24 protein-coding genes are annotated in these 25,901 nt (G+C 64.1%); 17 read left to right on the top strand and 7 right to left on the bottom strand.

Annotation, left to right across the window (positions count from 1 at the left end; genetic code table 11):
- The first annotated feature begins 142 nt into the window (after window positions 1-142).
- Window positions 143-586 carry a GIY-YIG nuclease family protein gene (locus ACJASC_RS16085; protein ID WP_415146897.1) on the top strand — a complete coding sequence of 148 codons (444 nt, stop codon included), beginning with the start codon at window positions 143-145 and terminating at the stop codon, window positions 584-586.
- 139 nt (window positions 587-725) lie between these two features.
- On the opposite strand, the gene ACJASC_RS16080 is transcribed toward ACJASC_RS16085, so the two are convergent.
- Window positions 726-1,421, bottom strand: a complete 696-nt coding sequence (locus ACJASC_RS16080; RefSeq protein ID WP_415146896.1) for a hypothetical protein — start codon at window positions 1,419-1,421, stop codon at window positions 726-728.
- 649 nt (window positions 1,422-2,070) lie between these two features.
- On the opposite strand from ACJASC_RS16080, the gene ACJASC_RS16075 reads away from it, so the two are divergent.
- The 5 genes from ACJASC_RS16075 (at window position 2,071) to ACJASC_RS16055 (ending at window position 8,059) form a co-directional block, all read left to right on the top strand.
- Window positions 2,071-3,849, top strand: coding sequence for a hypothetical protein (locus ACJASC_RS16075; RefSeq protein WP_415146895.1), 1,779 nt, complete (start codon window positions 2,071-2,073; stop codon window positions 3,847-3,849).
- A gap of 337 nt (window positions 3,850-4,186) precedes the next feature.
- Window positions 4,187-6,295: a UPF0149 family protein gene (locus ACJASC_RS16070; RefSeq protein WP_415146894.1), complete on the top strand. Its 2,109-nt coding sequence runs from the start codon at window positions 4,187-4,189 to the stop codon at window positions 6,293-6,295.
- Between the two features lie 82 nt (window positions 6,296-6,377).
- Entirely contained in the window at window positions 6,378-6,593 is a 216-nt protein-coding gene (locus tag ACJASC_RS16065) for a hypothetical protein (protein WP_045320344.1), read from the top strand.
- Window positions 6,594-6,825: 232 nt separating this feature from the next.
- The gene (locus ACJASC_RS16060) at window positions 6,826-7,233 is read left to right on the top strand and encodes a hypothetical protein (protein ID WP_415146893.1); all 408 of its coding nucleotides are present in this window, start codon (window positions 6,826-6,828) and stop codon (window positions 7,231-7,233) included.
- 277 nt (window positions 7,234-7,510) lie between these two features.
- On the top strand, window positions 7,511-8,059 hold the full coding sequence (locus tag ACJASC_RS16055; RefSeq protein WP_415146892.1) for an adaptor complexes medium subunit family protein: 549 nt from the start codon (window positions 7,511-7,513) through the stop codon (window positions 8,057-8,059).
- 63 nt (window positions 8,060-8,122) lie between these two features.
- On the opposite strand, the gene ACJASC_RS16050 is transcribed toward ACJASC_RS16055, so the two are convergent.
- Together ACJASC_RS16050 and ACJASC_RS16045 are read right to left on the bottom strand one after the other, a co-directional pair.
- Window positions 8,123-9,256 carry a hypothetical protein gene (locus ACJASC_RS16050; protein ID WP_415146891.1) on the bottom strand — a complete coding sequence of 378 codons (1,134 nt, stop codon included), beginning with the start codon at window positions 9,254-9,256 and terminating at the stop codon, window positions 8,123-8,125.
- 294 nt (window positions 9,257-9,550) lie between these two features.
- Window positions 9,551-10,246, bottom strand: coding sequence for a hypothetical protein (locus ACJASC_RS16045; RefSeq protein WP_131505585.1), 696 nt, complete (start codon window positions 10,244-10,246; stop codon window positions 9,551-9,553).
- A 588-nt stretch (window positions 10,247-10,834) separates the two neighbouring features.
- Between ACJASC_RS16045 and ACJASC_RS16040 the strand changes: the two genes are divergently transcribed.
- The 7 genes from ACJASC_RS16040 (at window position 10,835) to ACJASC_RS16010 (ending at window position 13,971) form a co-directional block, all read left to right on the top strand.
- Window positions 10,835-11,212: a hypothetical protein gene (locus ACJASC_RS16040; protein WP_415146890.1), complete on the top strand. Its 378-nt coding sequence runs from the start codon at window positions 10,835-10,837 to the stop codon at window positions 11,210-11,212.
- A 285-nt stretch (window positions 11,213-11,497) separates the two neighbouring features.
- The gene (locus tag ACJASC_RS16035; protein ID WP_415146889.1) at window positions 11,498-12,001 is read left to right on the top strand and encodes a DUF1281 family ferredoxin-like fold protein; all 504 of its coding nucleotides are present in this window, start codon (window positions 11,498-11,500) and stop codon (window positions 11,999-12,001) included.
- A 75-nt stretch (window positions 12,002-12,076) separates the two neighbouring features.
- On the top strand, window positions 12,077-12,439 hold the full coding sequence (locus tag ACJASC_RS16030) for a hypothetical protein (RefSeq protein ID WP_415146888.1): 363 nt from the start codon (window positions 12,077-12,079) through the stop codon (window positions 12,437-12,439).
- 330 nt (window positions 12,440-12,769) lie between these two features.
- Window positions 12,770-12,997 (top strand): hypothetical protein, encoded by a 228-nt coding sequence (locus ACJASC_RS16025; RefSeq protein WP_021695303.1) that lies wholly within the window; start codon window positions 12,770-12,772, stop codon window positions 12,995-12,997.
- Between the two features lie 73 nt (window positions 12,998-13,070).
- Window positions 13,071-13,256: a hypothetical protein gene (locus tag ACJASC_RS16020; protein ID WP_415146887.1), complete on the top strand. Its 186-nt coding sequence runs from the start codon at window positions 13,071-13,073 to the stop codon at window positions 13,254-13,256.
- 30 nt (window positions 13,257-13,286) lie between these two features.
- Window positions 13,287-13,718, top strand: a complete 432-nt coding sequence (locus ACJASC_RS16015; RefSeq protein WP_415146886.1) for a DUF3892 domain-containing protein — start codon at window positions 13,287-13,289, stop codon at window positions 13,716-13,718.
- A complete protein-coding gene (locus ACJASC_RS16010; protein ID WP_415146885.1) occupies window positions 13,687-13,971 on the top strand; it encodes a DUF3892 domain-containing protein in 285 nt (94 codons plus the stop codon). The genes ACJASC_RS16015 and ACJASC_RS16010 overlap by 32 nt, the downstream gene beginning before the upstream one ends.
- A gap of 205 nt (window positions 13,972-14,176) precedes the next feature.
- On the opposite strand, the gene ACJASC_RS16005 is transcribed toward ACJASC_RS16010, so the two are convergent.
- The 3 genes from ACJASC_RS16005 to ACJASC_RS15995 form a co-directional block, all read right to left on the bottom strand.
- Window positions 14,177-16,129 carry a hypothetical protein gene (locus tag ACJASC_RS16005; protein ID WP_415146884.1) on the bottom strand — a complete coding sequence of 651 codons (1,953 nt, stop codon included), beginning with the start codon at window positions 16,127-16,129 and terminating at the stop codon, window positions 14,177-14,179.
- A 420-nt stretch (window positions 16,130-16,549) separates the two neighbouring features.
- Window positions 16,550-17,521: a hypothetical protein gene (locus ACJASC_RS16000; protein ID WP_415146883.1), complete on the bottom strand. Its 972-nt coding sequence runs from the start codon at window positions 17,519-17,521 to the stop codon at window positions 16,550-16,552.
- Between the two features lie 1,056 nt (window positions 17,522-18,577).
- Window positions 18,578-18,772 carry a hypothetical protein gene (locus ACJASC_RS15995; protein WP_415146882.1) on the bottom strand — a complete coding sequence of 65 codons (195 nt, stop codon included), beginning with the start codon at window positions 18,770-18,772 and terminating at the stop codon, window positions 18,578-18,580.
- 24 nt (window positions 18,773-18,796) lie between these two features.
- Between ACJASC_RS15995 and ACJASC_RS15990 the strand changes: the two genes are divergently transcribed.
- From ACJASC_RS15990 to ACJASC_RS15980, 3 genes are all read left to right on the top strand, one after another.
- Complete coding sequence (locus ACJASC_RS15990) at window positions 18,797-19,270, top strand: helix-turn-helix transcriptional regulator (protein WP_415146881.1); 474 nt, start codon at window positions 18,797-18,799, stop codon at window positions 19,268-19,270.
- Window positions 19,271-19,472: 202 nt separating this feature from the next.
- Window positions 19,473-21,308, top strand: a complete 1,836-nt coding sequence (locus tag ACJASC_RS15985; protein WP_415146880.1) for a site-specific integrase — start codon at window positions 19,473-19,475, stop codon at window positions 21,306-21,308.
- Window positions 21,301-23,025 (top strand): hypothetical protein, encoded by a 1,725-nt coding sequence (locus ACJASC_RS15980; RefSeq protein ID WP_415146879.1) that lies wholly within the window; start codon window positions 21,301-21,303, stop codon window positions 23,023-23,025. The genes ACJASC_RS15985 and ACJASC_RS15980 overlap by 8 nt, the downstream gene beginning before the upstream one ends.
- A gap of 55 nt (window positions 23,026-23,080) precedes the next feature.
- Here ACJASC_RS15980 and ACJASC_RS15975 read toward each other — a convergent pair whose 3' ends face one another.
- The gene (locus ACJASC_RS15975) at window positions 23,081-23,554 is read right to left on the bottom strand and encodes a hypothetical protein (RefSeq protein WP_415146878.1); all 474 of its coding nucleotides are present in this window, start codon (window positions 23,552-23,554) and stop codon (window positions 23,081-23,083) included.
- Window positions 23,555-24,379: 825 nt separating this feature from the next.
- Here ACJASC_RS15975 and ACJASC_RS15970 point away from each other — a divergent pair.
- Window positions 24,380-25,741 carry an ISNCY family transposase gene (locus ACJASC_RS15970; RefSeq protein WP_415146877.1) on the top strand — a complete coding sequence of 454 codons (1,362 nt, stop codon included), beginning with the start codon at window positions 24,380-24,382 and terminating at the stop codon, window positions 25,739-25,741.
- Window positions 25,742-25,901 lie beyond the last annotated feature (160 nt).

Here is a 25,901-nt window from a genome sequence, read left to right as displayed (position 1 = left end):
GTCGTCGTGGCTTGCTTGTGAAGATGGATCAGCATGATCGTGCTCCGCCCTGGACATCTCTCAGAACCGATCTTGCCATGAACAGGGCAGATCGCCGAGAGCTTATGTGATCATCCGGGATGGGACAGCTAAAGTTTTGTATATGAATATTATTTTCAAACGAACTTACAACTTACGGGAGCAAGAGGTCAAGTTCGTTCAGGGCGTGGCAGGCATCTATTTCATCTTCCTAACCGACCTGCGCATTGCCTACCCCTTTCAACCCTCGGGCCTGATCTATATCGGGATGAGCGAGTCAAAGCAGAACAGCATTGCGATGCGCCTGCGGGGGCACCTCACAGGGCAGTCGGGTAATTGGGGAGTTTCGAATTATGCCAATAGCCACAAGGTGAAATTCACCACCTACTCATCAGAAGTCTTACGTAACTACGGCAATGATAACCTATTTGACGTCGAAAGCTTCTTCTTGAGCGATTTCCTAAAAACTCATGGCACCTTCCCGATCTGTAACGGCCAAGCCGGGCACCAGCTGTCAGCGCCCGAAAAAAAGCTTTCGGCTCGTGTTGAATGGAGCTTCTTCTGGTGACCTACGCCGCCTGTTCATAGCGCACTACAATGGGGCGCAAAAAGTTCACGTCCTCAGGGGATTGTTTCCACGCGACATGTTGGATGCAGCTGAAGGTCCAGTCAGGGCCATCTCTGGCCATTGTATGGTTTTGGCAATGTCAGACTGGCCAAAGCACTTCTGCATCTTTAACTGGCTTCTTGAAGTCATTCAGGTGTCGTTTGGCGCTATCTACTACACAGGCTTCGTGGACGCTTTTTCTTTTCTTCGCGCCCCAAGTCGCAGCGCGCGCTTCGAAGTGGCTTGCCTCGCTATGCCTTTCCCAAGTGAGGGCCCTAACCTGCCGACCGCCAGGTAAGGCTTTGAGCTGTCGGCGGAAGGTCAGGAGCGTGTCTGATCGACGCTCCCTCGTGTCAAGGTAGTGATAGTGATAACCCCAGTGCCCGTGAATTTCCCTCTTCAGATATTCCTTGAGGCCAGGAATAGTCAGGAAGAGGGGGACAATAATTTCGGGTAGGTCCGGAGCCACTACGACACGTCTAATCGGCTCGAGTTTGCCCCGCAGGAAGGGTATGAGCGGCCCACGAATTTCTTCTGCTCCCAATGACCAGCGATCATCATGAGCGGCTGCGTAGTTCTGTTGCCCTGCCCACAAATCAAGATAATCGTGCTCCACGGTGCTTAGCAAGTTGCCAACCAAGTCGTCGATTTCGCGGAGAAGCCTACTAATCTCTGCCTCGAGATTTTCCCGGTTAGAAACCTCGCGTCCCGCGTAACGGAGCTCTCGCAGACTTTCGCGCTTCGAGACGATGCTGCCAAGGCAGTTCCTGACTTCGTCTCGTCCGACGACGACCATCAGTCGTTTTTCAAGCTTAGGATTAAGGTTAATATCTCGCAAATTTCATAGCCCAAGTATGGTTGCGGAATGTGTCGACCGCCAGTGTATAACTTCTATTCGCTTCATACCCGATGCCGCCAGCACATTAATTCGGCGAACAGTGCGGGAAAAGCCGCAGAGTCTTAATCGGCAGCTTATTCGGCACTGCCAGATACCACCGTCGAAAAATTCTGTGCTATGGAAGTCGGGCCGGTCTGGTGAGGCTGCTTCGCAGCAAAGGCGTGTTTGATGAACGGCAGCTCTGGGCCGTCTGCGACACAGGATACTATGTTGCAACTGCGAAGAGCTTCATGTTCAGCGCGGTCAAGAAGGGCTCGGTCCTGACCTTCGCTGCGTCGGTCAGCAAGGTCGGCTTAGGGCCGAGAGCGTCCGGCTCAGCTGCTCAGAGGCCTCGGCTCTGCAAAGTCCGCTCCCTGCGCACGGCCCCCGTTCATCCAAGACGCAGCGAATGTCAGCTCCCCGCCCGACCTACCTATTCAATGCAATCGGCCCTCTACGTGCACCCCAGATTGGGACCTTGAATAGTTCAGGATACGGCCACGCTCCACGACGAAGCGTTTCTTGACAGACATTTCTGTAGCCCGTGCCATGAACCCAGTTCCCCGGCATGGAACATCTGGATCCCACTCATCTCCTCGACGCCAAGCCGGTGGCGCAGCTGCTGACCACGGCAGACTACGTGCAGCTGCTCCATCCGATCGCTGCGATCGGAAAGCCGACGATCATGACGTCCGTAGCCGGCATGCGGATGCACAGCAGAATTTACCGAACCTATGAGGCGCCCTGGATCGCCGAGTGCTGCGTTGACACAGCCGCCTACATTACCCTGAACCGCTTTCATGGCCCCCGTCGGGACCGGCGACTGGCCGCCCTGAATGCCCTCTACCTGGACCTCGACGTCGACCTCGCACCCCGGGCCCTCGCCTCGGATCCGGCAGCCTGGGCGCAGGCGTTCACCCGCGATGTCGAGCACCGCGGTCTGCCGGCCCCGTCCTTTGTGAACTTCACGGGGCGCGGGCTTGCGGCCATCTGGTTGATCAACGATTTGCCCCCGAGGGCCAGACGGCGCTGGAGCGCCGCGCAGAAGGCGCTCATCGGCCTGTATCGCAGCCACGGCGCGGATCCTCGCTGCTGCGACACCGCCCGGGTGTTTCGAATTCCGGGCTCGATCAACCTCAAGAGCGGCCGCACGGTCGAGATCCTTGGCGGAAGCCTGCAGCGCCATTCCTTCGAGGACCTCGCGGACCGGATCTACATCGCCTCCGGTCGACCGACCCGCCGGGAACTGCAGGCCCGAAAGAGACAGAAGGCGTCCTCGGGGCAGGGCGGGTCGCGCCGGTCCAGGCTGAGCCCCGGCCAGCGCTTCGTCGCAATTCAGGAAGACTTGGAGCGCCTGCTGGATGCCTGGGGCGGTCGTGTGCCGGTCGGCCACCGGAACACATGGCTGCACCTGTGGGCCACCCGCCTGACGCATCAAGAGAACTCCGGGGATGTCGACGCGCGAACCCATGCGATGGCGAGCATCGCGACCCCGGGGCTCTCCACCAACGAGGTGGGTGCCATCGCCAAGCATGCCGCGGAAAGGGCAGCGCTTCCCCGAAGCGGATCGCCGATGTCGGACGGCCGCTATCATTATGCCGGCGCCACACTTGCCGACCTGCTCTGCGTCTCGGACGAGATGGCGCGTGCGCTCGGCCTGCGGCAGATCTTCTCCATGATGGAACGCAAGCGCCGGAAAGCCGGACGGCAACGAATGCGCCGAGCGGCCTCCGGAGCCGTGACACGGGCGAGCTATCTCGCTGCGAACGCGTTATCGCGCACGAAGCCGTGGGAGGCGCAGGGGATTTCGCGGGCCACCTGGTATCGCCGGCAAAAGGCCGATGCAGAGACGTCAAACATGCGGGAAGCCCAAGAGCATCTGGGTGAGACAGGTTCGTGCTCACTACAAGGAGCTTCGCTCTGCCGAAGGCTCGGGGAGGGAGAGGGAGTTACCCGGACAACTACTCAGTCCCCTCCAAACACGCCCATGCGCACAAGAGGCGACGAGAACCTCGCCAGAAGCCAGAGGGAGCGACAGGGCGCCGACAATGGAACACGGGAGGTCCCGTCGCTGCTGGCCCAGACAAAAGTGATCGTTGCCCAATATCGAGCAGAGGCGTCGGAAGGGCAGGGCGTGACCGGCCTCCAAATAGACGAGGTGGAGCTGCGCCGGATGGCGTTCGCCTCCGTTGGCGGCACTGGCCTCATCCCATCGATCGGTCAGGTTTTGCATGGGGATGCCGCCGCGGAGCCGCGAGGCGCCAAGAGGCAGTCCGAGCTGGGCTGTCGCCCTAGTCAATCGCGGTCGCGCCAGCCCGGCCGCATGACCTTGTCGAGGTTTTCATAGGGGGCAGAGTCGAGGAAGCGCTGGAGACGTTCGAGCTCCCTCGGCCGACCGCCGTCCGGTGGGGTTCCCGAGGTGACGCATCCAAAGGCTCACCCCGAGGGCAACGACGACAGAGGTGATCGACAGAATGATCTCGAAGGTGGTCATGGGCTCTCCTGCATTCGATATCGCATGATGGCTTGAGGCTCCGGATCGCGCCGAGGAGGGGCAGCTAACATGCCCTCCTGCAGCCGAGTGATCGCCACCCGCTTGTAGCGTGGCGTCCCTCCATGCAGGGTCACCCCCAGTTATCTTCAGCTTTTGCGGGATCGCCATGCTGTCTCCTTCAGTCACGACCATGCTTGTTGCCCTCGCGCAGGCTCCCGATCCAAGGGCGCATGCCGCGGAACTGAAACGGATCAGCCGCGCGCTTCTGGAAAGGCCGGAGGACGCGGCGGCGCTGCTGGCCCAGATGGCCGGCAGCACGACAGCCGGGCATGACGAAGAGCACATGAGCCAGCTGCTCGGCACGGTGCTCGATGAGGCCCGGATGGCGCGGGAGAACGGCCAGCGGCGCGGCGCGCTGTTTATCGAGAGCCTTGAGGCGCAGCTCGGCAAGCTGGTCACATCGAATGACCTGAGCCTCAGGGGAAGCCTGGCGGTCTCCGGGACGTGGGTGCGTGCAGGCCTGAGTCCGCCCAACATCCTCGCCGCGCGGCAGGATGTATTCCCCGAAACGGTGGAAGACAGCGACGATCCGGCCGCTCTGGAAACCCTGCTCGACGGCCTGATCGGCAACCTGGCCGGGCAGCACGGCGACAATGTCTCGGTCCTGCACGCGCTGTTTTCCGAGATGCTGCCCACCGTGCCGCCCGAGGTGCGCCGGGCCCTGATCCGGCTTGCCGTGGCGCGGCCGCGGGAGATCTTTGCTGAGCTCGGCTGCGCCTGGTTGCTCGATCCCGGCGCGGAGATCCGCTTCGGCGCGGTGGAAGGCCTTTCGGACCGACTGGCGGCGGGGAGGGCGTCCGCTCAGATGCTGGCCCGGCTCACGATCCTGCGCAGCTGGCTGGCGGATGCGGCGCTGCGCGACCGGTTGGACGGCCTCGTGCGGGACGCCATGCGCAAGGGGGTGGTCGGCGCGGGGCGGGAGCCCGAGCGCAAGCTGCACCGGATCGTCGCCAGCCCGGTTGATGGCTCCGGCGCGCAGAGCCTGGCGGCGGCGGTGCAGGCAGGAGGAAAGCGAAGCGTCGCCGTGGTGCTGCTGAAGCAGGGGTTCGGCGTGAAGGATGCCTATGTGCTGCCCTGCGACAGCGCCACCGAGCAGCGCCGCATCCTTGCCACCCTCACCGATGAGATCGAGGCGCTGGATGTGCCACGCGCCTACATGGAGCAGGCGCTCGGCATTGCCTTGGGCGAGGGGCTGGAAGCGGGCCTTGCACCGGTGCCCGGGCTGGTGGATGTGGCCCAGGCTTGTGCCCTCAACGAGCTGCGCCCCTTATCCGCCTCGGTCGAAGCGATACTGGAGCTGGCCGATCCCGAGGGCCGCGTTGCCGGTCTGACGGCACAAGCCCGGGGCCGGCTGATCACGGCCAGCCAGCATTGGCCGGACGAGTATCCAGTCCTGGACAGCTGGTTCGAAGACAGCGACGAGACCCAGGAGGCGCTGGAGAGCGCCAGATCCCATACCACGCTGACCCGCAACATGTGGCGCGTGCTCGAAGACCGCCGTGCGCACTGGACCGCCGTCATCGCCCGCAATGCGCTGCTGCTCAGCGCCGTCGGATCCAACGACGCGGACGAATTCATCGCCGTCGCCGCCGCGCTGAAGGACGGGCGCGACATCAAGAAGACCCCGGTGATGACCTTCATCTGCGGGCAATCCATCATGGTCTGGATGGACCGGCAGGATGAGTCCGAGGGTCCCGTCGATCCGGGCTCTGATATGCCGTTCGCCGCGTCCCCCATGGCATCCGCGAACTGGTCGATGCCCAACGCCACACCCGAAAAGGCGGGCGAACTGGCCAGGCTCCTGCATCCGGCCGGGCTGACCGAGCCCTGGCTTGAGGGGTATCTGACGGCGATCTGCACTGCGCCGCTCTTCGTGGCGCCGTCGGACTGGCTCACCCCGCTGCTTCACATTGTCGGACCCAGCTTGAAGACTGAGAAGAAGCTGACCCGCTTCGTCGATCTGCTCATGCCGCGCTACAACGAGGCCGTCTCGAAGCTCCGCGCGCCGGATGAGGATCTGCTCCCGGCCGAAATCCCGCTGCTCCCAATCTGGGCGGACGGTTACCTGACGGCTTGGGAAGCGACGAAGCCCAGCTGGCCTGCCAAGGCGCTGGGGCCGAAGGGCAAGACGATCCGCAAGGCGCTCGAGCAAGCAACGGAGGCCCAGATCGATGCGACCGTGTTTCGGGTGACGCTGCCGGCCTGGCTGCGAGAGCGCTTCGCCGCGCAGAAGATGTAACGAACCGTTTTTCTGGATCTCGGCACGCACCCAACTCCTCCAGACAAACATGGAGGACGATATGAACAGTGCACGAAATGAAATGGCCGAGCTCAGCGGCGACTTGCGCGCTTGGGCCGTCGATGAACAGGGCGCGCCGGACACCCTCGATCTGTGGGTTTTCGAGGAGGAGGATCTGGACCTCTTGAAGGAGGCATGCCGGAAGCTGGGGGGCGTGGAGGTCATGGCTCTGGCTCTCTCGCACATCTCTTGCGAAGACGCGGTGACCGACATTGCAAGAGCGTGGGTGGACGGCTGAGCGCTGGGTAAGCCGGTAATCTGGAAACCAGTTGAGTGTTTCTTCAGCACGCCAGCGCCGGGATCTTTCTGCCCGTCTCGAGCCCTTCCCGGTGAAGGCACGAGACGGGCAGAAGACCCGCGCAGGGTCATGACATGACACCATGATCCTTAGGGAAGACAGGGGCCGCCGGTATTCGGCGCTCCGCCCGTTCAAGCCTTCATCCCCCATCTCAAGATGCAAGGTTAAGCCCATGACGACATTGACGACCTCTCCCTCCATCGAAGACCTCGCCTATGCGACGATCCGCAGCGGGCGCGCCTTTGCCCGGCTCTGGCTGGACACCTCGATCGACACCCGTGGCAGCACCCGGTCGCTGTGGCCCGCCACCTGCCGGCGGCTCGCGGAGGGACAGCCCTTCGAAGCTCGCGACATCGACGTGGTGACGCTGATGGGCGAAGCGCTGCGGGTGGCGCTCAATACGCAGCGCGCGGGCTATGGCGACCATGCGCTATGCGAGGACACGTCCCATGACGATCTGTGGGATCCGCGGCTCGAGGAACTGCGGCGGCTGACGGAGGTCTACAAGCACTTCCGCGATTGCCGGGAGCGCTATGCCGACCGCCTGAGCGCAGAGCGCGAGGTGGCGCGCGCGCTCTGAGGGCCCAAGGCTGCTGTCCCTTCGGCACCGGCGGGCCCCATCTCCAGGGGTCCGCCGGGTTTGATCCGTGGCCCTACCGGGGTCTTTCCCCCAGGTCGGGGCAAGGACAATGCGCAGAGTCCCCCAAGTTCGGGCATTCGTATGAGGAGAAGGCAGTCTGATCCCGCCCGGGTGATCCGGTCGCTTCGGGTGGGCCGCATGGCACCCGAAGCGACCCGGACACCGGCCGGATCCTCACATCGCAGGTGCCGATCCCTTTCCAGATCGGAGATATTTCATGACTTGCCAGATACCCCTGCCGCGCCCTTTGGGCGTGGGCGACGTGGTGACGTTCGACTTTCCTTACCCTGATGGCGGCACCAAGACCCGCGCCTGTCTCGTGCTGCACGAGGATGCCGGGACCGGCGAGTTGATCGTCGTCTACGGCACCAGCCATCTCGGCCTACACGGCCATCCCGAACACGCCCTCGTCCTGCGCGAGCCCCGCCTGCTGGCGCAGGCCGGGTTGCACCGGCCGACCCGTTTCCGGCTCGATCGGCGGATCCGGGTCCGGCCCGATGATCCGCGATTTCGCGTAAGCGAGCGCTGCGGCACGGCGCGACTGGGACGGCTGCCGGCCTGGCTGCGGCTGCAGCTGCCCGAGCGCCATGCGCGGCTTCCGCGGCACAGCCTTTTCGCCGAGCGGGCCGGCATCCACCCCGTGATCGGCCAAAGGCCCCCGCAGGCCGGTTTGCGAGCCTCGTCCCGCATGCGACGACCGCAGCCCGGCGCCGTGGCCTCCAAGGCTAACCTGCGAGCAAAGGCAGTGTCCGGAAGCCAGACCTAGACCGATCTGGCCAGGCCCGGGGCAGTGGCGCGCCCTGGGGCCACGCTACCGCCTGCCGGTCCGTCAGGGCTGGCAGGCCGCTGGGACCGAGCCCGATCCCTCGGCCACGCTGTCGGGATGCGTCCCGGTTGGCGCGGTGGCCGCGACGGCGATGCCGCGGGTGGCCTCGTAGAGCGCTACGATCTCCGTTTTGGCGACCGAGGGCACGGCGACGGCGTTGTGGCGCACCATGTCGAAGTCGATCGCGGCCAGCCGGATCCAGAGCTCGGCCGCGCTGCAGCCCACGGCCCGCAGGAACAGGTGGGACTGCGCGCTGCCGGCCTCCTCGGGCGTCTTCAGCCGCCCGGCATTGGCGCCCACCCGCTGGATCGCGACATCCGCCTCGGCGCGGCCGCAAAATTCGAAGTCCGCATGACAGGTCGCAAGCAGGTGCTTCGGTCGCGGCTCGGGCCGCCGCTCCCAGGTCTGGATTGCGCAGGGCAGGGACCGCACATGGCCGTCCGGCCCGGTGACCTTGGCCTCCCCATCGCAGTCCTCGACAAGATGGAAGTGCGGATCGAGCCGGTTCTGCACGCTCATCTTGCGGATGCTGCGCGGCACCGTGAACGTGATGCTGTCGGCCGTGCCGGCGGCCGCGTTGAAGCTGGCCACAGTCTGCCGCGTCGCCGCCGCACCGGTCGCGGTCTCGAGCACCACATGACGCGGCGCAGGCTGCACATCGCAATCACCGGCCCCGGTGACCCCCTCGACGTCCGGGTCCTTGAGCGCGTGCGCCGCCGTGTCTTCGGCCGCCTGCGGCGTCTCAACCGATGCATCTTTTGCCGCGATCGCGCCGGACATGTCCGGAACCGTCTGGTCCAGCATGGCCAGCCCGGTCTGGGGCGCCGCCGCGCGGGCCAACTCCTCCTCGTAGAGCTCGACGATCTCGCGCATGTTGATCGAACCGCACCCGGCGCCGTTGCAAGCCTGCGCCGCCATGTCGAGACGGGCAAACCGCTGCTTCAGCTCGTCCCGGCTGCAGCCGGTGGCGCGCAGGAAGATGTTGGAGTTCGCGTTCCAGTCCTGCTCGAGCGGTTTCAACACACCGGCCTGCGCGCCGATGCGCCGGATCACGAGATCCGCCTCGTCTTGTGCGCAGCGCTCGAAGTGGGAGTGGGTGATCTTAGCGGTCTTGGCAGCTTGGGTCTTGGTGGCCATTTTTTCGGTCCCTCGTTTTGTGTGACGAGGACGTGTGATCGTTCGAAAATCCGCAAAACCGATCTGGCAGAGTAATCCAAGATTTCTTGCAAGATACTGTGTAGAATAGGTTTTTATGACCTGAAGTCTCTCCGTGCCCTCCTCTTTGAGAGCGGCATCCGCCCTCATAGGCCGTTTCTCCCGGCTCCTGCGGGGGACCGGGGAGCTCTGCCAGGGGCATGAGAATGCCCGCCGCGCGCTTCCGCCCCCGGGCGTCCAGCGGCACGGGTTCCCGGAGGGCCGCCCGAGGCTGCCTCAAGGGGCAATTTTGAAGACCTTGGTGTTGAGTGGGAAGCGCTGGATAGCGGCGTCCGTCCAGAAGTTTGGCCGGCCCTTGAAGCGGATCCGGGCCCGGACGTAGCCGGGCATATGGCCTCGCTGCTCGTAGCCCAGGTGGACGGGGGAGCCGATATAGCCTGCCCACCGCCGCAGGGCGGGCTCGAGCCGGCGGCGCATCGCGCGAAGATCGAAAAGGTCCGGATCGCCCGCATCGGGGCTGTCGAGACCAAGGTCCCGACCGGTCAGCACGAAATTCGGCATGTGCTTGCCGCGCTGCACCACGATCTGCGTCAGCAGCACCAGGTCCGGACCGCCGGCGATCCGGGCGATGTCGCCGATCCGCATCAGCCCGTATGGCTCCATCTTCGACATCGCCTGCCAGACCTTGGCGCTGAACGACCAGAGCAGATGGCCGGACGCGGTGCAAAGCTCGATCTTGCCGAAGAGGTCGGGTCGCTGTGCAAGGGCCGCCACCGCCGTTTGGAAGAAGCGGGCGTTGCGGGCTTTCGGCGCGCATCCCAGCGCGCGCAGATCGCCCAGCCCGCAGAAGAACCGCACCTTGGCCCGGTCCTCCCAGTTCTGTCGTGTCCAGCGGTGGTCGGTCTGGTCCTGCAGGTAGACCAGCGCGAGGAAGAGCTTCTGCGCGGCAGGTGGCAGGGTGATCGGTTTCACCAGATCCGCGAGGTCCGCCGTGATCCTGACCTTGTCGTCTCCCATTCGTCCGTCCTTTCGTGTCGGGGCGGAGACGAGGTGGGATCGCAAGGCCAGGTGCAGAAAAATCCGGCGCTGCAGACGATGACGATCGACCCCCCAAGAACAGGACGTACCTCCTGCGCAGACGTCCTCCTGCCTGCACCACCTGGAAGCCAGTCTGCCGGCCGTGACGGTTGTCGCCGCAAGGCGCTGATCTCGAACGGCTTTGCTCGATCGAAACTTAGGAAATCCGACGAAATCCTGAAATTGGAAAGGCCGTCGGCCAGCGGTGCGGGGGATAAGAAGACCAGCCTTCCGCCTTGGCGGACCGGCGGAGAATTTCCTGTGCAAAAGCTGGATATCAGCCCTCCTCAATCGATCCATCGTGCCGGATCACCGACAGCCAGCAGTTCAATCGTGACCTGTCACGGCACCGGGACCTTCAGCGCCCCCATGCGCCGCGTCCCGCCCCGCCGGGCGGATTCCCATCCCCAGCCCCACGCCAGAAAGGAGGTCGGCGCTCTTGTGCCGCGCAAGCCCGCGCGGTCGTCAACCCGGAGATCAGACATGATCCGCACCACCGCCTCTCCCGCCTGCATCGCGCTACGGGCGTTTTTGAGGGAACACGACGAGGCGTTGCAGAACGCCGCCCTCCTGCTCGGCGAGCGCCCGGCCTTGCGCCGCACGCAGCGTCTGCTCGACGCGTTCGACAGCCAGCCTATCCTCACCCGGCGCCTGTGCCGCGAACTCGCGGCGCTGCGCGCGCTGCTCTCGCTCGAGCATGTCGGGGATCCCGATCGCCCGGAAGCCGCCTGTTTCGCGCGGATCGACCTCGAGTGGCATGGCATCGAAGAGATCTGCCTGCTGGAGGAGGGCCTCGTCCAATGCCTCGACCGCCTTGAGGCCGAAGCGCTCGACACCGCCCCGCTGTGGTGGGCCGCCTGAGCCTGTCGAGCTGCACGACCCCATGACGCGACCCGCCCCCGGCTTGGGGGCGGGTCGTCGTGCGGGGGCGAAGTGGGGCGTTGGCCGGGTGGAGATGAAGAAAACTTCACCGCATTATCAATACGCTGTCACCCAAAGCGTTGGCAGTCACCCAGAAAGTTCGCTCCAGGCGTTTCTCTGTTTTCGACACCGAACAGACCTCTTGTGTGCCGGGGACAACGCCCCGGCCGGGAGGCGCCATGTCGGTGTCTCCCGCCATGCCCAACAGGTGCAAAGGAGCACGACATGCCGAGCTGGTGCGAAAACAGGATCACGGTCACCACCGAGACCGAGGACAAGATGGCGGAGGTCCTCGCCGCCCTGAGGGGGCCGAACGGACCCTTCGACTTCGAGGCGATCCGCCCGGCCCCCGTCGTGCTCGAGCATGGTGTCAGGGGAGACCGCAGCTTCGAGGTGGAGGGCCGGACCGTCACCGTCGAACGCTGGCTCGAGCGTCGCGATGGGGAGGGCACCGTCCTTGAGGCCCGACCCTTCACCGCGGCGGAGATCGTGGAATTCAGGGCGCAGCCGCACGCGACCCTCTTCGACTGGCGGTGTGCGGAATGGGGCTGCAAGTGGCCCGCGCAGGATGTCGACCTCGATGACGACAAGAAGACAGCGACGCTCCAGTTCGACACGCCCTGGGATCCGCCCACCGGGATCGTCGCCACCTTGCGGACCCGCTTTCCCGACATCCAGGTGACCGCCTTCTTCGACACCCCCGACCTGGAAGAGGCCGGCTACTACTGATGGGGCCCGCGGCAGGTCCGGCAAGCCGGTCCTGCCGCCACTCCCCTGCTCCAGTCTCGAGAAAGGAAAACCCTCATGGGTCTCGACACTGGCTTTCTCACTCTCGGCGCCAAGGTCGAGATGGTCAGCCTGCGCAATCACCGGGATTTCAGCAACCTGCTCTTCGAGCAGGATCCCAAGCCCTACTGGGCAGGCTACACCGACTTCCTGGTCGACACCTCGATGATCGACATCGTGGCGGCGCGATTGCCGATCGAGGCGGCATGCGTGGTGCGCGCGGAAGCCAGGATGCCGAGGCCGTCTTCGACGGACATCTGCTGGATGGGCGAGCAGAACCAGGCCCTCGTGGATCTCCTGCCGGCCTACATGCGGGTGATCCGGCGATCGCGAAACGCGGCCGCCGAGCCCCACCCGCTCTTGTGCGTCTGGTCGGCCTGAAGGACGACCCTCGGAACTGTTGCGCCCAAGCAGTGTCGGTGTGGGTTTTGCAATGCGCACCCAGCATCCGCTCCACGAGCCTGATCTCGCGCCCCTTTACCGGTCCAGCTTCGCCAAGCAGGTCTTCAGGGCGCTGCAGGCTTTCTTGATGACGCATGGGACGGATCAATCATCCCCAATAGACCCGACGCGCCCGCGTGAACCGGATGGCATGTTTCGCGGCTGCCAGTGGTCGAGCAAACGCCGGCCATGCGTGGCGGTCGCCCGAATTTGCCAACCCTCCCCCAATGGTCCACCCTCACGCCCCGCCACCACTGACGGAGGATCACCATGCCAATGCGCCACCTGGCCACCTATGAATGCGCGGACGATTTCGGCAAGCGCCACGACGTTCAGCTCTGGCAGGACTTCAACACTGGCCGTTCCCCCGCAGGCGAGATCGCCGAGTTGGCTGGCACGCAGGAGCTGCGACTGGTTGATGGCCGCCCGGCTGGATACATCGACGAGCGGACGTTCCAGGTTCTCGATGACGGCATGATCCTGCGCCGCGTCGACTGATCCCCCGCAGCCGCAGGGCAACCCCATTCGGCCGGTGCTTCACCATCAGCTCGTCGACACCGAAGGAGGACCCATGTCCAGCAAGCTCGGCGGTTACGTTCCGCCAAAGCCCATCCGGACACCGAAGATCCCGAAGGACGATCCGTTTCTGCCCAGTGTACCCGCTACGCTACATGCGAAGGCCGAGGTGACGCTGTCCGCCGCAGATGGCTTGCCGCACTGGCAACCAAAGGCCGTGATCAACCTTACCCTGCCATAGGCTCGCAACGACCCCTTGTGGAGAACAGACGTGCAAAAGACGATTCAGATCAAGTGCATCCGCAGAGCCAACCACTGGAAGCCGAGAGGCAGCATCAGCCATGTGGGCGGCGGCGCGCTTGCGAACCGTTGGAAACTGGAACTCGACGAGGTGATCCAGAAAATCGAGAGCAGAGACTGCATGTTCTTCGTCAATGTCGGTAGCGATCCCGTCGCGGTCAAAGTCGCTGTCGACCCTGACGGGACAAAGTACATCAAGACGGTCGCAGACGGTGATTTCCCGGCGCACCTCCTGAACCTCCCCGAATGCCCTGAGGACCACAGGGAAAGGCTTTCTCCAGCGCGGGCGCTTTTCGCCGCCGCCAGAGATCGCCATAATCCATGGCCGCGGCGCACCATCAGGTCACGCCCGCCGCCGATGGGGGATAAGGATGGCCATCAAGGGACAGATCGAATGCATTAGAAAGAGGGACCGCGACAGCCCGTGGGACCGCATCTCCCATGTGGGCGGCGTCCATCCCGATGGAACCCGCTGGAAAATGACGCAGGAGCGTGCGGTCCACCTCATGGAGGAGGGTGGGGGCTTCTATGTCACGGTCTCGGGCAAGGCAGCCTGGTGCGAAGTCGCAATCGGCCCCCAAGGAAACAAATACATCAAGACGGCCGAGGACGGTGATCTCCCGAACAACCTTCTGAACCTTCCTGAGTGTTCCTGACCCCAGCAACGCGCAATCCAGTGCAATCATACCCTGCTTATCGAGAGACGCACCGATCGTTCCCGGCTCAGCGCGGCTCCATTTTTGATGGGTTTCGAAAACGCGCGGCAGGGCGTGGCGATGACGCGCGTTTGCAGGCCAACGGGCGAGGGAATTGACGCGGCTGCAGGGTCGCGGTGCGGCGTGATGCCGCCTGCAGGCCCGGTCAGGGCTGACAGGCCTCCGCCTTCAGGACCGACCCAGGGTCGGCACGGGCGCCAGCGTCAGCCGGCTGGCCAAGGGCACGGGTGCTTGAAGAGACGATGTCGCCTTCGAGCGACCGGACAGGAGCACGGGCGCCTCGCGCGGCGCTGCGATGGGGCCGCGTCGCCCCGTCCGCTGCACCTTCAGTGTGCGTCCCGGCGGGCGCGCTCCCCGCTCCGGAGGCTGGTGCCAAGGGGTGCTTGCCCGGTGCGGTGGCCGCGGCGGCGATGCCGCGGGTGGCCTCGTAGAGCGCCACGATCTCCGGCTTGGCGACTGAGGGCACGGCGGCGGTGTTGTGGCGCACCGTGTCGAAGTCGATCGCGGCCAGCCGAGCCCAGAGTTCGGCCGGGTTGCAGCCCAAGGCGCGCAGGAACAGGTGCGACTGCGCACTGCGAACCTCCTCGGGCCTCTTCAGCCGGCCGGCATCGTTGCCTACGCGCTGGATCGCGATATCCGCCTCGGCGCGGCCGCAGAACTCGAAGTCCGCATGACAGGCCGCAAGCGCGTGCTTCGGCCGCGGCTCGGGCCGCCGCTCCCAGGTCTGGATTGTGCAGGGCAGGGACCGCACATGGCCGCCCGGCCCGGTGACCTTGGCCTCCCCATCGCCGTCCTCGACAAGATGAAAGTGCCGATCGAGCCGGTTCTGCACGCTCATCTTGCGGAAGCTGCGCGGCGCCGTGAGCGTGATGACGTCGGCCGCGCCAGCAGTCGCGTTGAAGCGGGCCACAGTCTGCTGCGTCGCCGCCGCACCGGTCGCGGTCTCGAGCACCACATGACGCAGCGCAGGCTGCGCATCGAGATCGCAGGCCTCGGTGACCACCTCGACGTCCGGGTCCTCGACCGCCCGCGCCGCCGTCTCCTTGGCCGTCCGCGGCGTCTCGACCGGGGCATCCTTTGCTGCGATCGCCCCGGACATGTCCGGAACCGGCTGGTCCAGCATGGCCAGCCCGGTCTGGGGTGCCGCCAAAGCCGCCTCGCGGGCCAGCTCCTCATAGAGCTCGACGATCTCGCTCATGTTGATCGAGCCACCCCCAGCGCCGTTGCAAGCGTGTGCCGCCATGTCGAGACGCGCAAACCGCTCCTTCAGCTCGTCCCGGCTGCAGCTGGCCGCGCGCAGGAAGATGTTGGACTCGGCGCTCCAGTTCTTCTCGAGCGGCTTCAGCAGGCCGGCATGCGCGCCGACGCGCCGGATCACGAGTTCCGCCTCCTCCTGGCTGCAGCGCTCGAAGTGGGGGTGGGTGGTCGTGAGCGTGTGCTTCACCCGCGGCTTGGGCCCGCGCATCCAGATCTGCAGCACGCAAGGAACATGAACGGTCTTGCCGTCATGGGTGAACGCGTTTGCCGGCACCTCTTCCTCGTGCACGAGATGCAGATTTTTGTCGACGCGGTTCTGCTGCGTCTTCTTGCAGAAGGTGGTAGGCAGGATGAACGCGATCACATCGGCGAACTTCGCGGCGTGATTAAGGAACGCGAGCGCCGCTTTCTTGCCGAAGGGCGGGTTGCCGATGACCAGGCAGCGGCCGGTCGGGGCCGTGGGGGTCCACTCCAGGAAGTCGGCTTTTTCGATGCCGGGCGCCTTCGGGTCGATGTCGAGCGCGATGCAGTCCGGACCGAGATGGCGCGAGAACGCGCCCTCGCCGGCCGAGGGTTCGATGACGGTGTCGAAGGGCCGATCGGAAGAGCGCGCCAGAACCTTGTTCACGTAGCCGCCCGCGATCTGCGTGTCAGTGTAATATTGGCTTAGCTCCTTCGCAGTTCGATCGGCCGCCTTGCGGGCCTTCGCATAGGTGGTCCGCGGAACCTTGGCCTCTGCCTTGCTCTTCCTGGAACCATTGGCCTTAGCTTTGGTGGCTTTGGTGGCTTTGGTGGCTTTGGTTGCCTTGGCGGCTTTGGCGGTCGTGGTCTTGAGGGGCATCGTCGTGTCCTTGTCCGTGTGTGACAAGGACGTCTGTTCGTTCGCCCGAACCCGGAAACGGATTGGAGGAGAAACCTCCATGCTAGCGGCGATTTTCGGACAAGTGGCGGGAAGGTAAGAGTTATTTGCCTGCATTTTCTTCTTCTTCTTTTGTCTGGTGCCGTTGCTCGGGATCTCTGCGGGGCCGCTGAGCCTGGTTTGGGGAGGATCTGGTGAGAGAGGGCATGGATGGCCGCACCGCGGCGCCTTCCGACGCGCCGCAGCCGAGGAGTGCGGGTCGTCTCAAGACATGATCGAGACGACATCGATGTTGAGGGGAACCATTTGGTCGCCGCGAGCGACCAGACGCTACTAGGCCCGTAAAGACGGAAGCGAGCGCGGATGGAAAATTTCTTGGCCGATAGGAAATTTATTCGATCGTCATGGGGAGAGCCCGGCCGCTTCGCACCGCAATCGATAAGAGATCGGGTGGGATTGCATCAGAAGGAGGGCCGAACGACTCAGGAGCCGATCTACCAAGGCATGATGCTGCGGATCGCCTCGATAATGGAGGTTCATCCCCAAACCTTCGGCAGTGCTCGCCAAGATCCGCAGGAAATTCAATCCTCGCTGGCTATCAAGCTCGAAGCCCTTGATCATGGTGCGGTGGGCCTGGGAAATGAGCCGGCGAAGACGGGGCGGCGAAAACTCCTTGATCCCGCAAGGGACCAATTGATCCTGCAGTTTGGCGGTGGCGAAGATCACGGCAGAAAAATTCGCTGCAATACTGGGATCGTGCTCTCGAAGAAGACTCGCATCGCTCAGCGAAACCCGCGGGTCATCTTTCGGTAGGGTGCCGTCGCGCGTCAGGCCCCGCGCAATTTCGAGCAGATCCTCCTTGTTCGATGCTGCGGCGAGATCGCTGCAGAACCCGTTGAAGTTCCGGTGACGGACAGAGAGCACGGCTGTGTCATTCAATCGCGCCACGAGGACGGCGGTCTGCTCAACGAGATCGCGCGGGCCGGGCATGAGGAGCATGAGGCGCTCAAGGTTGCGGGCGAGACTGGCAGCGATTGGCGGAGCAAGGAGCCCTTCGCAGTCGGGCATGAATTCGGCCTCGATATCATTCAGGATATTGGAGAATTTTCCGGACGAGGAACGCCCAACCTGGCGGATCTGCTTCAGATGCGCGTGAACCTCTTCCGCAAGGCGCGGCCGTGCCGCACCAATCGGGGCATCCCTCGAGATGACGTCCGCTTGGAGAACAGGATCATTTTCGTCGATAAGTCCCTCTTTTGCCGCGTGGTTGACCATGTAAAAGAACTCGAAATTGTAATGGATCGCCTGGGCGGAAATCAGATCGTCCCCTTCGGGAAGAAACGGCGCAATGGTGGAGAACGGTTTGCGGATCATGGAAGCTCCTGCTCCGGGGTGGCGTTGGTTTTTATATGATTCTGTGTCGCTGCGCGGGGTATCATTGCCACGCCGTCCGACCCGAGGTGGGGATTCTGCCAACTGCATGCCGCAGTGACGTTGCCCGTAGTGAATGGAGGGAGAATCAACCATTGTCTTTTTTGCGGGTATGGTTTCTCGAGGATTTGGCAACATGAGGCACGACCTCTCTTCCTGCTGCTGATTTGCACGGGCAGCTTCTAAAGCGTTCGGGGGCTGATATCCCCGGCTGCATTGACGGCAATGGACCTATCGATTTACAATGAGTTGCCTTCTCCCCTTCCTGTTCGGACAATATCTCTTCGATCGCGAACCTGACGGAGGTCGCGCGGCTATCATTCAGCCGTAAAGTGATTGAATTGCCTTTTCTGTCATCTTTCTCGGCAATAGACGCCGCGGGGACCTGATAGACTAGGGGAAGCCGTAGGATCAATACCAAAAATCCACCCCATACAAAAGAACAGTATGCCTCGCTAATTCCATAAAACTAAGCATTATCAGTATCTTATAATTTTTTTGATGGTTTGACTCAAATATGCGAGAATCCACAGTTGACCTTTCACGTCTTATCGCTCTGGCCAGGGGATTGGAGATGCTGGAAGCATGTCCCGAAGTGGTAATAGACTGCCTCTGCATATCGCGGACGCGACGACATACGATTGGATGCACAGCGAGATCGCGATATATCACGGAGATCACCGTCCCGCCTGTCCCGGTGGATCTTGGGGGGGCCGCATATTGCGCTTGGCGTGCATCCGGGCCCCCAGAGAGCACAAAGCAGTCGACCGCCCTGCCCCCTGCAGCCCCAGGCTGACTGGCCGCGATGGCCCTCAGTTTCATGGCAGCGGAGGCCGGGTCACCAGACCGTCACAGTCCACTTTCGCGCGACATCGCTTTCGCTGCTGTCCCTCGAGGGTGAGGCGATCGCACGACGATGCGCGTCTCTTGAGGCTATTGACGTGATGGATGGCCGGCCGAGGATCGCTTCCGTGTGGCGGTCGGCTCCAATGGACCCGGTCACTGCTCGAATGCTGATTGCCGGTAATGCGTGTGGGGGCCGCGTTCCTCGCGCTGAAAGGCCGGCTCAAACAGCAACTCGGTCCGTCTGCCCCGGCGGCCGAGAACGACTACGCGAGAACTGAATGGGCTGGCGACCGTCATCAGGCGTGCCAGCAGGGACGGAATGCCCTCCGATTTTTTCTGCAGGAACATGCCCGACCCTAATTCCCCTGGGCCATGCTCGACACACCTCTCACCCGCGCCAATCTCACCACCTTCTTCGCCCTTGAGCCGAAGCATCCCTCTGACCATCCCCCGGATCCCCGGCGGCTGGCCCGCGTGCTGAAGGCTCTCGGCATCTCCCTGCGCGGGGGCACGACCCGCTGGCCCGTTGTCTGGCGGGCCCTGAACCTGGCGGAGGAGCAGGATCCTGAGCACCACAAGGCGCTGACGGAGCCGCTTCTGACCGCCCGCGCGGTGGCCGATCTCGTGGGCGTAGCTGACCCCTCCATCGTCTACCGCTGGGAGAAGGGCGCCGTGCCGAAGGGTGCCGGACCCTTCCCATGCGCGATCGACCTGTCGGGTGGGCGCAAGGATGCCCGCGCCAAGCGCTGGCGTGAGGCCGAGGTGCTGGCCTGGCATATGGGCAAGCCCCAGCCGCGCTACGCCAAGCCCGCCCCGGTCTTCGGCGCGATCCGGCCCGGCTCGTGAGACGCGCGATGCACCGCCTTCCCCGCGCCCCGGACACACCGATCGGCCCCTTAGCGACCGGACCAACCTCCAAGCGACCGGGACACAAACGCCGGGCCGGTTTCACCGGCGGCAACCTCGAAGACGGGTGTGTCCGGCACGCATCTTAGCGACCGAAACCGCATCCAGACGACCCTTATGCATGACAAGAAAGGAAAGAAGCATGCTCGATCTCACCGGCCATACCGGCCCCGCCAAACGGCACATCACACAGGCCGCCAGCCCCGCGGCGTCCGGGCCGACGCTGGCCGATCTGCGGGCCCACGTGGCGGCGCGCACCGACCTCTCGGACAAGACCCGCAACCGCTATCTCACGGCGATCGCGAAGGTCGGCGATCGTCTGAATCAGCCGCTCGTCATGATCCCGGCGGAGCTGGCGCTGGTGGAGCAACGGTTTCCGCTGACGGGGTTCAACCCGGCGCACTGGTCAACCGACGCCGCCTACACTCTCTTTCGCCGCAGGCTGCAGGCGGCCCTGCGCGAGTTTCTCGGCGTGCATGCCGAGCAGGCGCGGCTGCGGGCGATGGAAGATGATTGGACCCGGCTGCTTGCTGCCATCAAGCCATTGACCAAAGGCAGGGTCGGGCAGAGTGTGGATTGGCACCCGATGAAGCTCGCCGCGCTGGAGACCTTCGCGCTCGTGGCCCGGGCCCAGGGATGGCAGCCGCGCGAGCTCGACCTCGACAAGGCCCGCGAGCTCGACACGCTATTTCATGGCAAGAAGCGGGAAGCCAATCGCCGGGCGCTCAACCGCATCGACGAGCTGCGGCGGTTCCCCAAGCTCATGCCCTGGCTGCCGCCGCACCCCATCGGCTTTACGCCTGACGCCCATGTGCCCGATCTGGCACCGATCGCACCGTCTTGGGGGGCCCAAATCCTGGCTTGGGTCGAGGCCGTAACCAAGTCCGGCTGGGATCCAGTGACGAAGGCCTTCGCCAACGATCACCAGGGCCATGCCCATGTCCTGCGCAGCGCGCTGCGAACAACGCTGCGGATCGCGGTCGAGAAGGGCCTCCTGTCCTCAGACGCCGCAGATCTCAGGCCGCTCTTCGCAGATGACGAGGCAATCTGCGTTATCGCCAGGGAAATGTTCGCCCGGCGCAAGCGCTCAAAGCGCGACGGCCATCTCGAGCCGCGCACGGCGCGCAAGTATCTCAAGGGCCTGAACCAGATCCGGGCTCACCTCGGCCTCGATACCACTCTCCTCGAACAGGTGCTGGCCAACAACAAGGATGCGCGCGAGGGGAAGAAGGCCGACCGGCGGATGACGCCGAAGAATCGCGCCTTCTGCGAGAGCTTGGTCGACAAACGGCCGATCCGGAAACGCTTCCTGAGCTCGTTCCAGCTGCTGCGCGCCGAGGCCGAGGCGATGCTGGAATGCGCTCGACTGGAACAGCGCACGCTCACGGGCCATGAGCGCGCCCGGGTGCGGCTTCTGGGAGCCAGCGCCTGCTTCGCCGCGATCGAAATCGGCGGCGCGCCGATCCGCGTCGACAATGCCATGCAGCTGACCTGCATCGGCGAAGACGCACAGATCCGCCTTCCGAAAGCGGCAAAGAAGCCGATCAAGGTGCTGATCCCGGCGGAGCTCACGAAGAACAAGGCAGAGATCGAGTTCCCGATCCGGGCCAATGCCTATGGCTGTCACAACACGATCCTGTGGTACGTTTCGGTCATCCGGCCACTGTTTCCGCATGCGGCAGCCAGCCCCTACCTTTTCCCGGCCGTGAGGGTGCCGGGGGCACCCCTCAACGCCGACTACTTCGGAGCCCAGTTCTCGGCACTGATGCGGACGGTGGTGAACCTGCCGATGACACCGCACCAGATGCGACACGGCCAGACCTCGCTGCTGCTCGATCGCCACCCCAACGAAATCGAAGTGATCGCCAAGCGGATCGACGACATGCCGGACACGCTGCGGCAGTATTATGGCTGGCTCAACGCGCTCAAGCTCGTCGAGCGCGGCCAGGACCTGTTGGTGGGGCTGATGCATGAGTAAGCCCTATGACACCCGCGGCCGCGCGGAGATCCTCGCGGCGGACCATTTCGCGCCGTTCCGCGACACCCCCGGGCTCGATAAGATCGGCACGCGGGAGCTGCGCACGCTCGACCGGTTCTTCCGCTTTGCCGAAGGGCAGGGGATCACCGTGCCCGGGGTGACGGACTTCCTGTCCTTCGTCGCCGCGGACACATCCACGCGCAGGCTCGACGACCTGCGCACCGCCTTCGACCGGCTGCTGTCCGAGGGCACGCCGGTGCGGGAGGTGGTGCGCGAGGCCATTCGTCAGAAGCGTCCGCGCAGCCGCAGCTGCGATCGGCGCGATCGCGAGGCGCTGCGGGCCGATCCGCTGATGGCGCCCTACCGGGACCTGGCCGCCTTCGACACGGTGGCGCTCGAGGAGCTGCGGGTGCTGGCACGGTTCCTGGGCTTCGCCGCGGCGCATGGCATTACCGTGCCGAGCGAGGCCGACTACCTCGCTTTCGCGGCCGATACCGCCTCGAGCCGTCGCCTGCGCAGTCTGAAGGCCGCCCTCGATGCGCTGCTGCCGGGCAACCCGGCGGTGCATGTCGTGCTGGCAGGCGCGATCGACCGCAAGTCGCCGCCCAAGCCCTCGCGCGCGGGACAGGTCGCAAGGCCGCCCGCCACCCGGCGGGTCGACGCGGCCGAACTGCCCGAAGCCTGGCGCAAGCTCCTTCAGCACATGCGCCTCGGCGCCATGCCGCTGCACCAAGCCGCCCCGGCGGCCTCGGTCATCGACAGCATGGAGGACGTCTTGCGCGAATACGCCCATGTGCAGCGCGGGGCGGGGGCGGAGGTGGCGATCACCGTCGGGGGCGTGCGGCGCCTCGAGGCCTCCCGCGCCGCGCACGCCGCTGCCCGCGAAGATCCAACCTACCAAGCGCAGGGCAACCGGCCCGCGACGCGGCACACGGCCATAATGCGGCTGCGCACGTTCGGCGAGGCACTGGGGATCGAGCCGCTGGTGCTCTCGGCGCTGCGCCATCACGAGACCTGCCTGCGCCGCGACCTCGGCACCGTGGTGCCGCTGAAGTTCGGCCGGCTCGACAATCTGCCCGGTCTCGCGGCCACCTGGGGCCTTGCCGCTGATTTGCTGGCGCAAAGCGAGGCCGCCACCCGCCGTCAGACGAAGCTGCGCCTCTTGACCGAGGCGGCGGTGGTGGCGATCTGGGCCCTGCTGCCGCTGCGCCTGGGCGATGGGGAGCTGCTCTGGGGCCGGGACCTGCGCTTCGACGGCGCGCGCTACCGCGTCGATATCGAAACGCGCAAGGAGGAGGAGCCGCTGCGCGGCGCCCTGCATGCGGTGCTGACGCCGTTTCTCGACGCGCTCGTGCTGCGCGGCATGGACCCGGTCTGGCTGCCGCAGATGCGCGAGCGGGCGATGGCCGAAGAGCTGCCGCTGTTTCGCGCGAGCAACGGGCGGCAGTTGGCGGCGAGCTACCCATCCCGCGTCTGGCGGCAGCATTTCGGCACCGGGGCGCATATCGCCCGCACCCAGGTGCATTCCGAGCTCGGTCAGCTCGGCCCCGCGGGCGTGGAGGCGGCGCTCGCGCTCAACGCGCAGCGCGATCCTCGCACCGCTGCGGCCTACCAAAGCGATGCCGTGAACCGGGCTCTGCGCCGCCAAGGCCAGGACATGGTGGATGGTCTGCTGGCGGAGTGCCTCGTTCCGGATCCTTCCGGCAAGGCGCGGTGATCCGCTTCGCGCAGCACTCGCGGGTCGTTGCTGCGGGAATGGTCCCCCCGCAACTTCAGCAGGTGGAAGGCGATCCAGTCGACGAAGCGGTCTCGCCTGCCTGCTTCAACACCCAGAACCTGTGGTCGGCCAGGCAGAGGCTAGCGTCGGATGTAGACTCGCCACTCAAATCGGGCAGCGCCTCTTGGATCTCCTCTTCGACTTGGGTCCAGATCTCGTGACTGACCTCCATGTCGAGTACACGGCTCTCGATCACGCTCAGCCGGTCTTCAAATGTGATGCGACCGGGTCCCGCCAGCGCACCGTTCTTGTCGAAGGGCAGCAGAAAGGAGAGGGAGTAATTCTCATCGGCATCGCTGATCTCGTATACCCCATGTTCGCTTGGACGTGCCGACAGCCCAAGGTCCTGGCGGCTGCCGAACTCAAAGAACACATCATCGATCGCATCGTGGCGAAGCATTTCTTCCAATACCTCCATATCGACGCCGACCTCTTCGAGGAATTCTGATTGAGTTTTCATAATGATCATTCCCTTCTTTTTGCTTGATATCTTAATTGATCGCGAACCTGAAAACAGGCCGCCTTATTACAGCCAGTGATCATGTATCACTGGTGGGCTCTTTCTAAATTTTCTCACAGCGATCTGAGTTGCAGCCAATCTCTTAGATCGAGGACCTGCTCATGTGAATATCTAGCAAGAGGTTTGATTCAAAAAAAATCCTCCACTTCAGCCATAATCGTCGGCATTTTTTTGCCTGCGGGTGTGGGTTTGATTCAAATTTGCGGATTTCCTCGTCTTGTATGTTCAGGTTTCGCTTATGAGCGAAGTGTATATCTTCGATTCGAACGGCACGGCTACATTGGAGGTGGCGAATCGACGATCCGAACCCGCGATTTCAGCCGCTTCCGATTCGGCTGCTCGAAAGGGGGATTGGTCGGAGATGCCACTAAGCTGCGTATCTCGCGATCGCGATGGAGACCTGCTCGTGACAGATTGGCTGATCATGAAGGCCGACCAGCGCACATTGGCTCTGGCCTGCCAACCCGTTGCTGTTGGATCGAGCCGAAGCGATCATTGGCCAGCGCATGTCCCTGGCCGCAGGCTGTCGCGTAGATCATTGTATCGAATGAAGGCGACGTGCTTATACAAAGCATCGAGCACTGAAGGATGGTGGCCACTTGCAAATCTCACCTGCCGCGATGATGCAAGCTGCATCCCAACAGACCGATCCCTTCATAACATAACACTTATTACACGTATAGGTTGTGTGTGGCAGCAAAGCTAAAATGTCACCCATGAGCAATGCAGAAGTGTCACTCTCGCCTGCACCGGGCACAGGCAGAGAGATCGAGCATGGGATGGGTTCTGATGAGCGAGCGCGAGTTGCACCGTGTCGAGGTTCTGGCGCAGATCGATGACGGTCGGATCGATGTCCAGAGCGGCGCGCACCTGCTGGGGCTGACCCGGCGCCAGATTTTCCGGCTGCTGAAGCGGTATCGCGCGGATGGTGCGGCGGCGATCCGGCACCGGGCGCGCGGGCGGGCTCCGAACAACCGGATTTCCGTGGCCAAGCGCGACTATGCCCTGTCGTTGATCCGCGAGAGCTATGCGGATTTCGGGCCGACGCTGGCGGCGGAACGGCTGCGGGACGACCATGGGCTGACGGTCTCCCGCGAGACGCTGCGCAAATGGATGGTCGAGGACGGCTTGTGGCTGTCGCGCAAGCAGCGCCGGTCCTTTCACCAGCCGCGCTTGCGCCGCGAATGCTTCGGCGAGCTGATCCAGATCGACGGCTCGGAGCACCGCTGGTTCGAAGAGCGCGGCGATCCCTGCACGCTGCTGGTCTTCATCGACGATGCCACCAGCACGCTGATGGAACTGCGCTTCGTCACCTCCGAGAGCACGTTCAGCTATTTCGAGGCACTGGAAAGCTACCTGGTGCAACATGGCCGCCCGGTCGCCTTCTACAGCGACAAGCACTCGGTGTTTCGGGTGCCGAAGCCCAGCGACCACATGACCGGCATGACCCAGTTCGGGCGGACCTTGGCAGAGCTGCAGATCGAGATCCTGTGCGCCAATTCGAGCCAGGCCAAGGGCCGCGTGGAGCGTGCCAACCGCACGCTGCAGGACCGGCTGGTGAAGGAGCTGCGTCTGGCCGGCATCTCGGACATCGCGGCGGCAAACGCCTTCCTGCCCGGCTTCGTGGACCGCTACAACGCGAAGTTCGCCAAGCCTGCCGCCAGGCCGGACAACCTTCACAGGCCGCTGAATGTCGCGCCGGATCGACTGGCCGAGATCTTCTGCCTGCGCGACAAGCGCCATGTCAGCAAGGATCTGACGCTGAAATACGACCACAAGCGCATCCGGCTGGAGGTGAACGAGCTGACACGCGACCTGGTGGGCAAATACGCCGATACCTACGAGTTTCCCGATGGCCACATCCAGGTCCGTCACAAGGGCATCATCCTGCCCTGCACCATCTTCGACCCGCATCAGCAGCGCGTCACCCACGCCGCGATCACCGAGAACAAGCACCTTGGCGCGGTGCTGGCCCACATCAAGAAACAGCAGGACCAGGCTGTGGCCGCACCCGAGGTGCGCCCCGAAAGCGCCCGCACCGGGTATCGCAAGACCGGCCGGCGCAACGATGGCTGGAACTCGAAACTGGCCCGGCGCGCCAAGGCCCGCGCAGCCGGTCAGGCCTCCGAGAATTGAGGTCTCCGCCCTGCCCGGCTGCGCTCCCGTCAGGACCACCAGCGACACTTCTTGTCTTAGGCTGATCCGTGGCTCCCATGCGATAACGGAGCCGCTGACCGGCACCTCAAATATGCCGGGCAGCGGCGGGGGACGGATCGGGACATTTCAGGTCGTGCAA

The sequence above is a fragment of the Limimaricola cinnabarinus genome (assembly GCF_047631075.1).
Classification (GTDB): Bacteria; Pseudomonadota; Alphaproteobacteria; order Rhodobacterales; family Rhodobacteraceae; genus Limimaricola; species Limimaricola cinnabarinus.
Note: the sequence above shows the minus strand (reverse complement) of the source record. Positions and strands in the feature narration are given on the sequence as shown.

Bases quoted from the DNA above. Each gene is read 5' to 3' on its own strand.
- ACJASC_RS16050 (WP_415146891.1), bottom strand. From the start codon at position 9,256: ATGGCCACCAAGACCCAAGCTGCCAAGACCGCTAAGATCACCCACTCC.
- ACJASC_RS15970 (WP_415146877.1), top strand. From the start codon at position 24,380: ATGGGATGGGTTCTGATGAGCGAGCGCGAGTTGCACCGTGTCGAGGTT.
- ACJASC_RS16060 (WP_415146893.1), top strand. From the start codon at position 6,826: ATGACGACATTGACGACCTCTCCCTCCATCGAAGACCTCGCCTATGCG.
- ACJASC_RS16040 (WP_415146890.1), top strand. From the start codon at position 10,835: ATGATCCGCACCACCGCCTCTCCCGCCTGCATCGCGCTACGGGCGTTT.
- ACJASC_RS15980 (WP_415146879.1), top strand. From the start codon at position 21,301: ATGAGTAAGCCCTATGACACCCGCGGCCGCGCGGAGATCCTCGCGGCG.
- ACJASC_RS16085 (WP_415146897.1), top strand. From the start codon at position 143: ATGAATATTATTTTCAAACGAACTTACAACTTACGGGAGCAAGAGGTC.
- ACJASC_RS16070 (WP_415146894.1), top strand. From the start codon at position 4,187: ATGCTTGTTGCCCTCGCGCAGGCTCCCGATCCAAGGGCGCATGCCGCG.
- ACJASC_RS16025 (WP_021695303.1), top strand. From the start codon at position 12,770: ATGCCAATGCGCCACCTGGCCACCTATGAATGCGCGGACGATTTCGGC.
- ACJASC_RS16000 (WP_415146883.1), bottom strand. From the start codon at position 17,521: ATGATCCGCAAACCGTTCTCCACCATTGCGCCGTTTCTTCCCGAAGGG.
- ACJASC_RS16075 (WP_415146895.1), top strand. From the start codon at position 2,071: ATGGAACATCTGGATCCCACTCATCTCCTCGACGCCAAGCCGGTGGCG.
- ACJASC_RS16030 (WP_415146888.1), top strand. From the start codon at position 12,077: ATGGGTCTCGACACTGGCTTTCTCACTCTCGGCGCCAAGGTCGAGATG.
- ACJASC_RS16005 (WP_415146884.1), bottom strand. From the start codon at position 16,129: ATGCCCCTCAAGACCACGACCGCCAAAGCCGCCAAGGCAACCAAAGCC.
- ACJASC_RS15985 (WP_415146880.1), top strand. From the start codon at position 19,473: ATGCTCGATCTCACCGGCCATACCGGCCCCGCCAAACGGCACATCACA.
- ACJASC_RS16055 (WP_415146892.1), top strand. From the start codon at position 7,511: ATGACTTGCCAGATACCCCTGCCGCGCCCTTTGGGCGTGGGCGACGTG.
- ACJASC_RS16080 (WP_415146896.1), bottom strand. From the start codon at position 1,421: ATGGTCGTCGTCGGACGAGACGAAGTCAGGAACTGCCTTGGCAGCATC.
- ACJASC_RS15975 (WP_415146878.1), bottom strand. From the start codon at position 23,554: ATGATCATTATGAAAACTCAATCAGAATTCCTCGAAGAGGTCGGCGTC.
- ACJASC_RS16010 (WP_415146885.1), top strand. From the start codon at position 13,687: ATGGCCATCAAGGGACAGATCGAATGCATTAGAAAGAGGGACCGCGAC.
- ACJASC_RS16035 (WP_415146889.1), top strand. From the start codon at position 11,498: ATGCCGAGCTGGTGCGAAAACAGGATCACGGTCACCACCGAGACCGAG.
- ACJASC_RS16065 (WP_045320344.1), top strand. From the start codon at position 6,378: ATGGCCGAGCTCAGCGGCGACTTGCGCGCTTGGGCCGTCGATGAACAG.
- ACJASC_RS16020 (WP_415146887.1), top strand. From the start codon at position 13,071: ATGTCCAGCAAGCTCGGCGGTTACGTTCCGCCAAAGCCCATCCGGACA.
- ACJASC_RS15995 (WP_415146882.1), bottom strand. From the start codon at position 18,772: ATGTTCCTGCAGAAAAAATCGGAGGGCATTCCGTCCCTGCTGGCACGC.
- ACJASC_RS15990 (WP_415146881.1), top strand. From the start codon at position 18,797: ATGCTCGACACACCTCTCACCCGCGCCAATCTCACCACCTTCTTCGCC.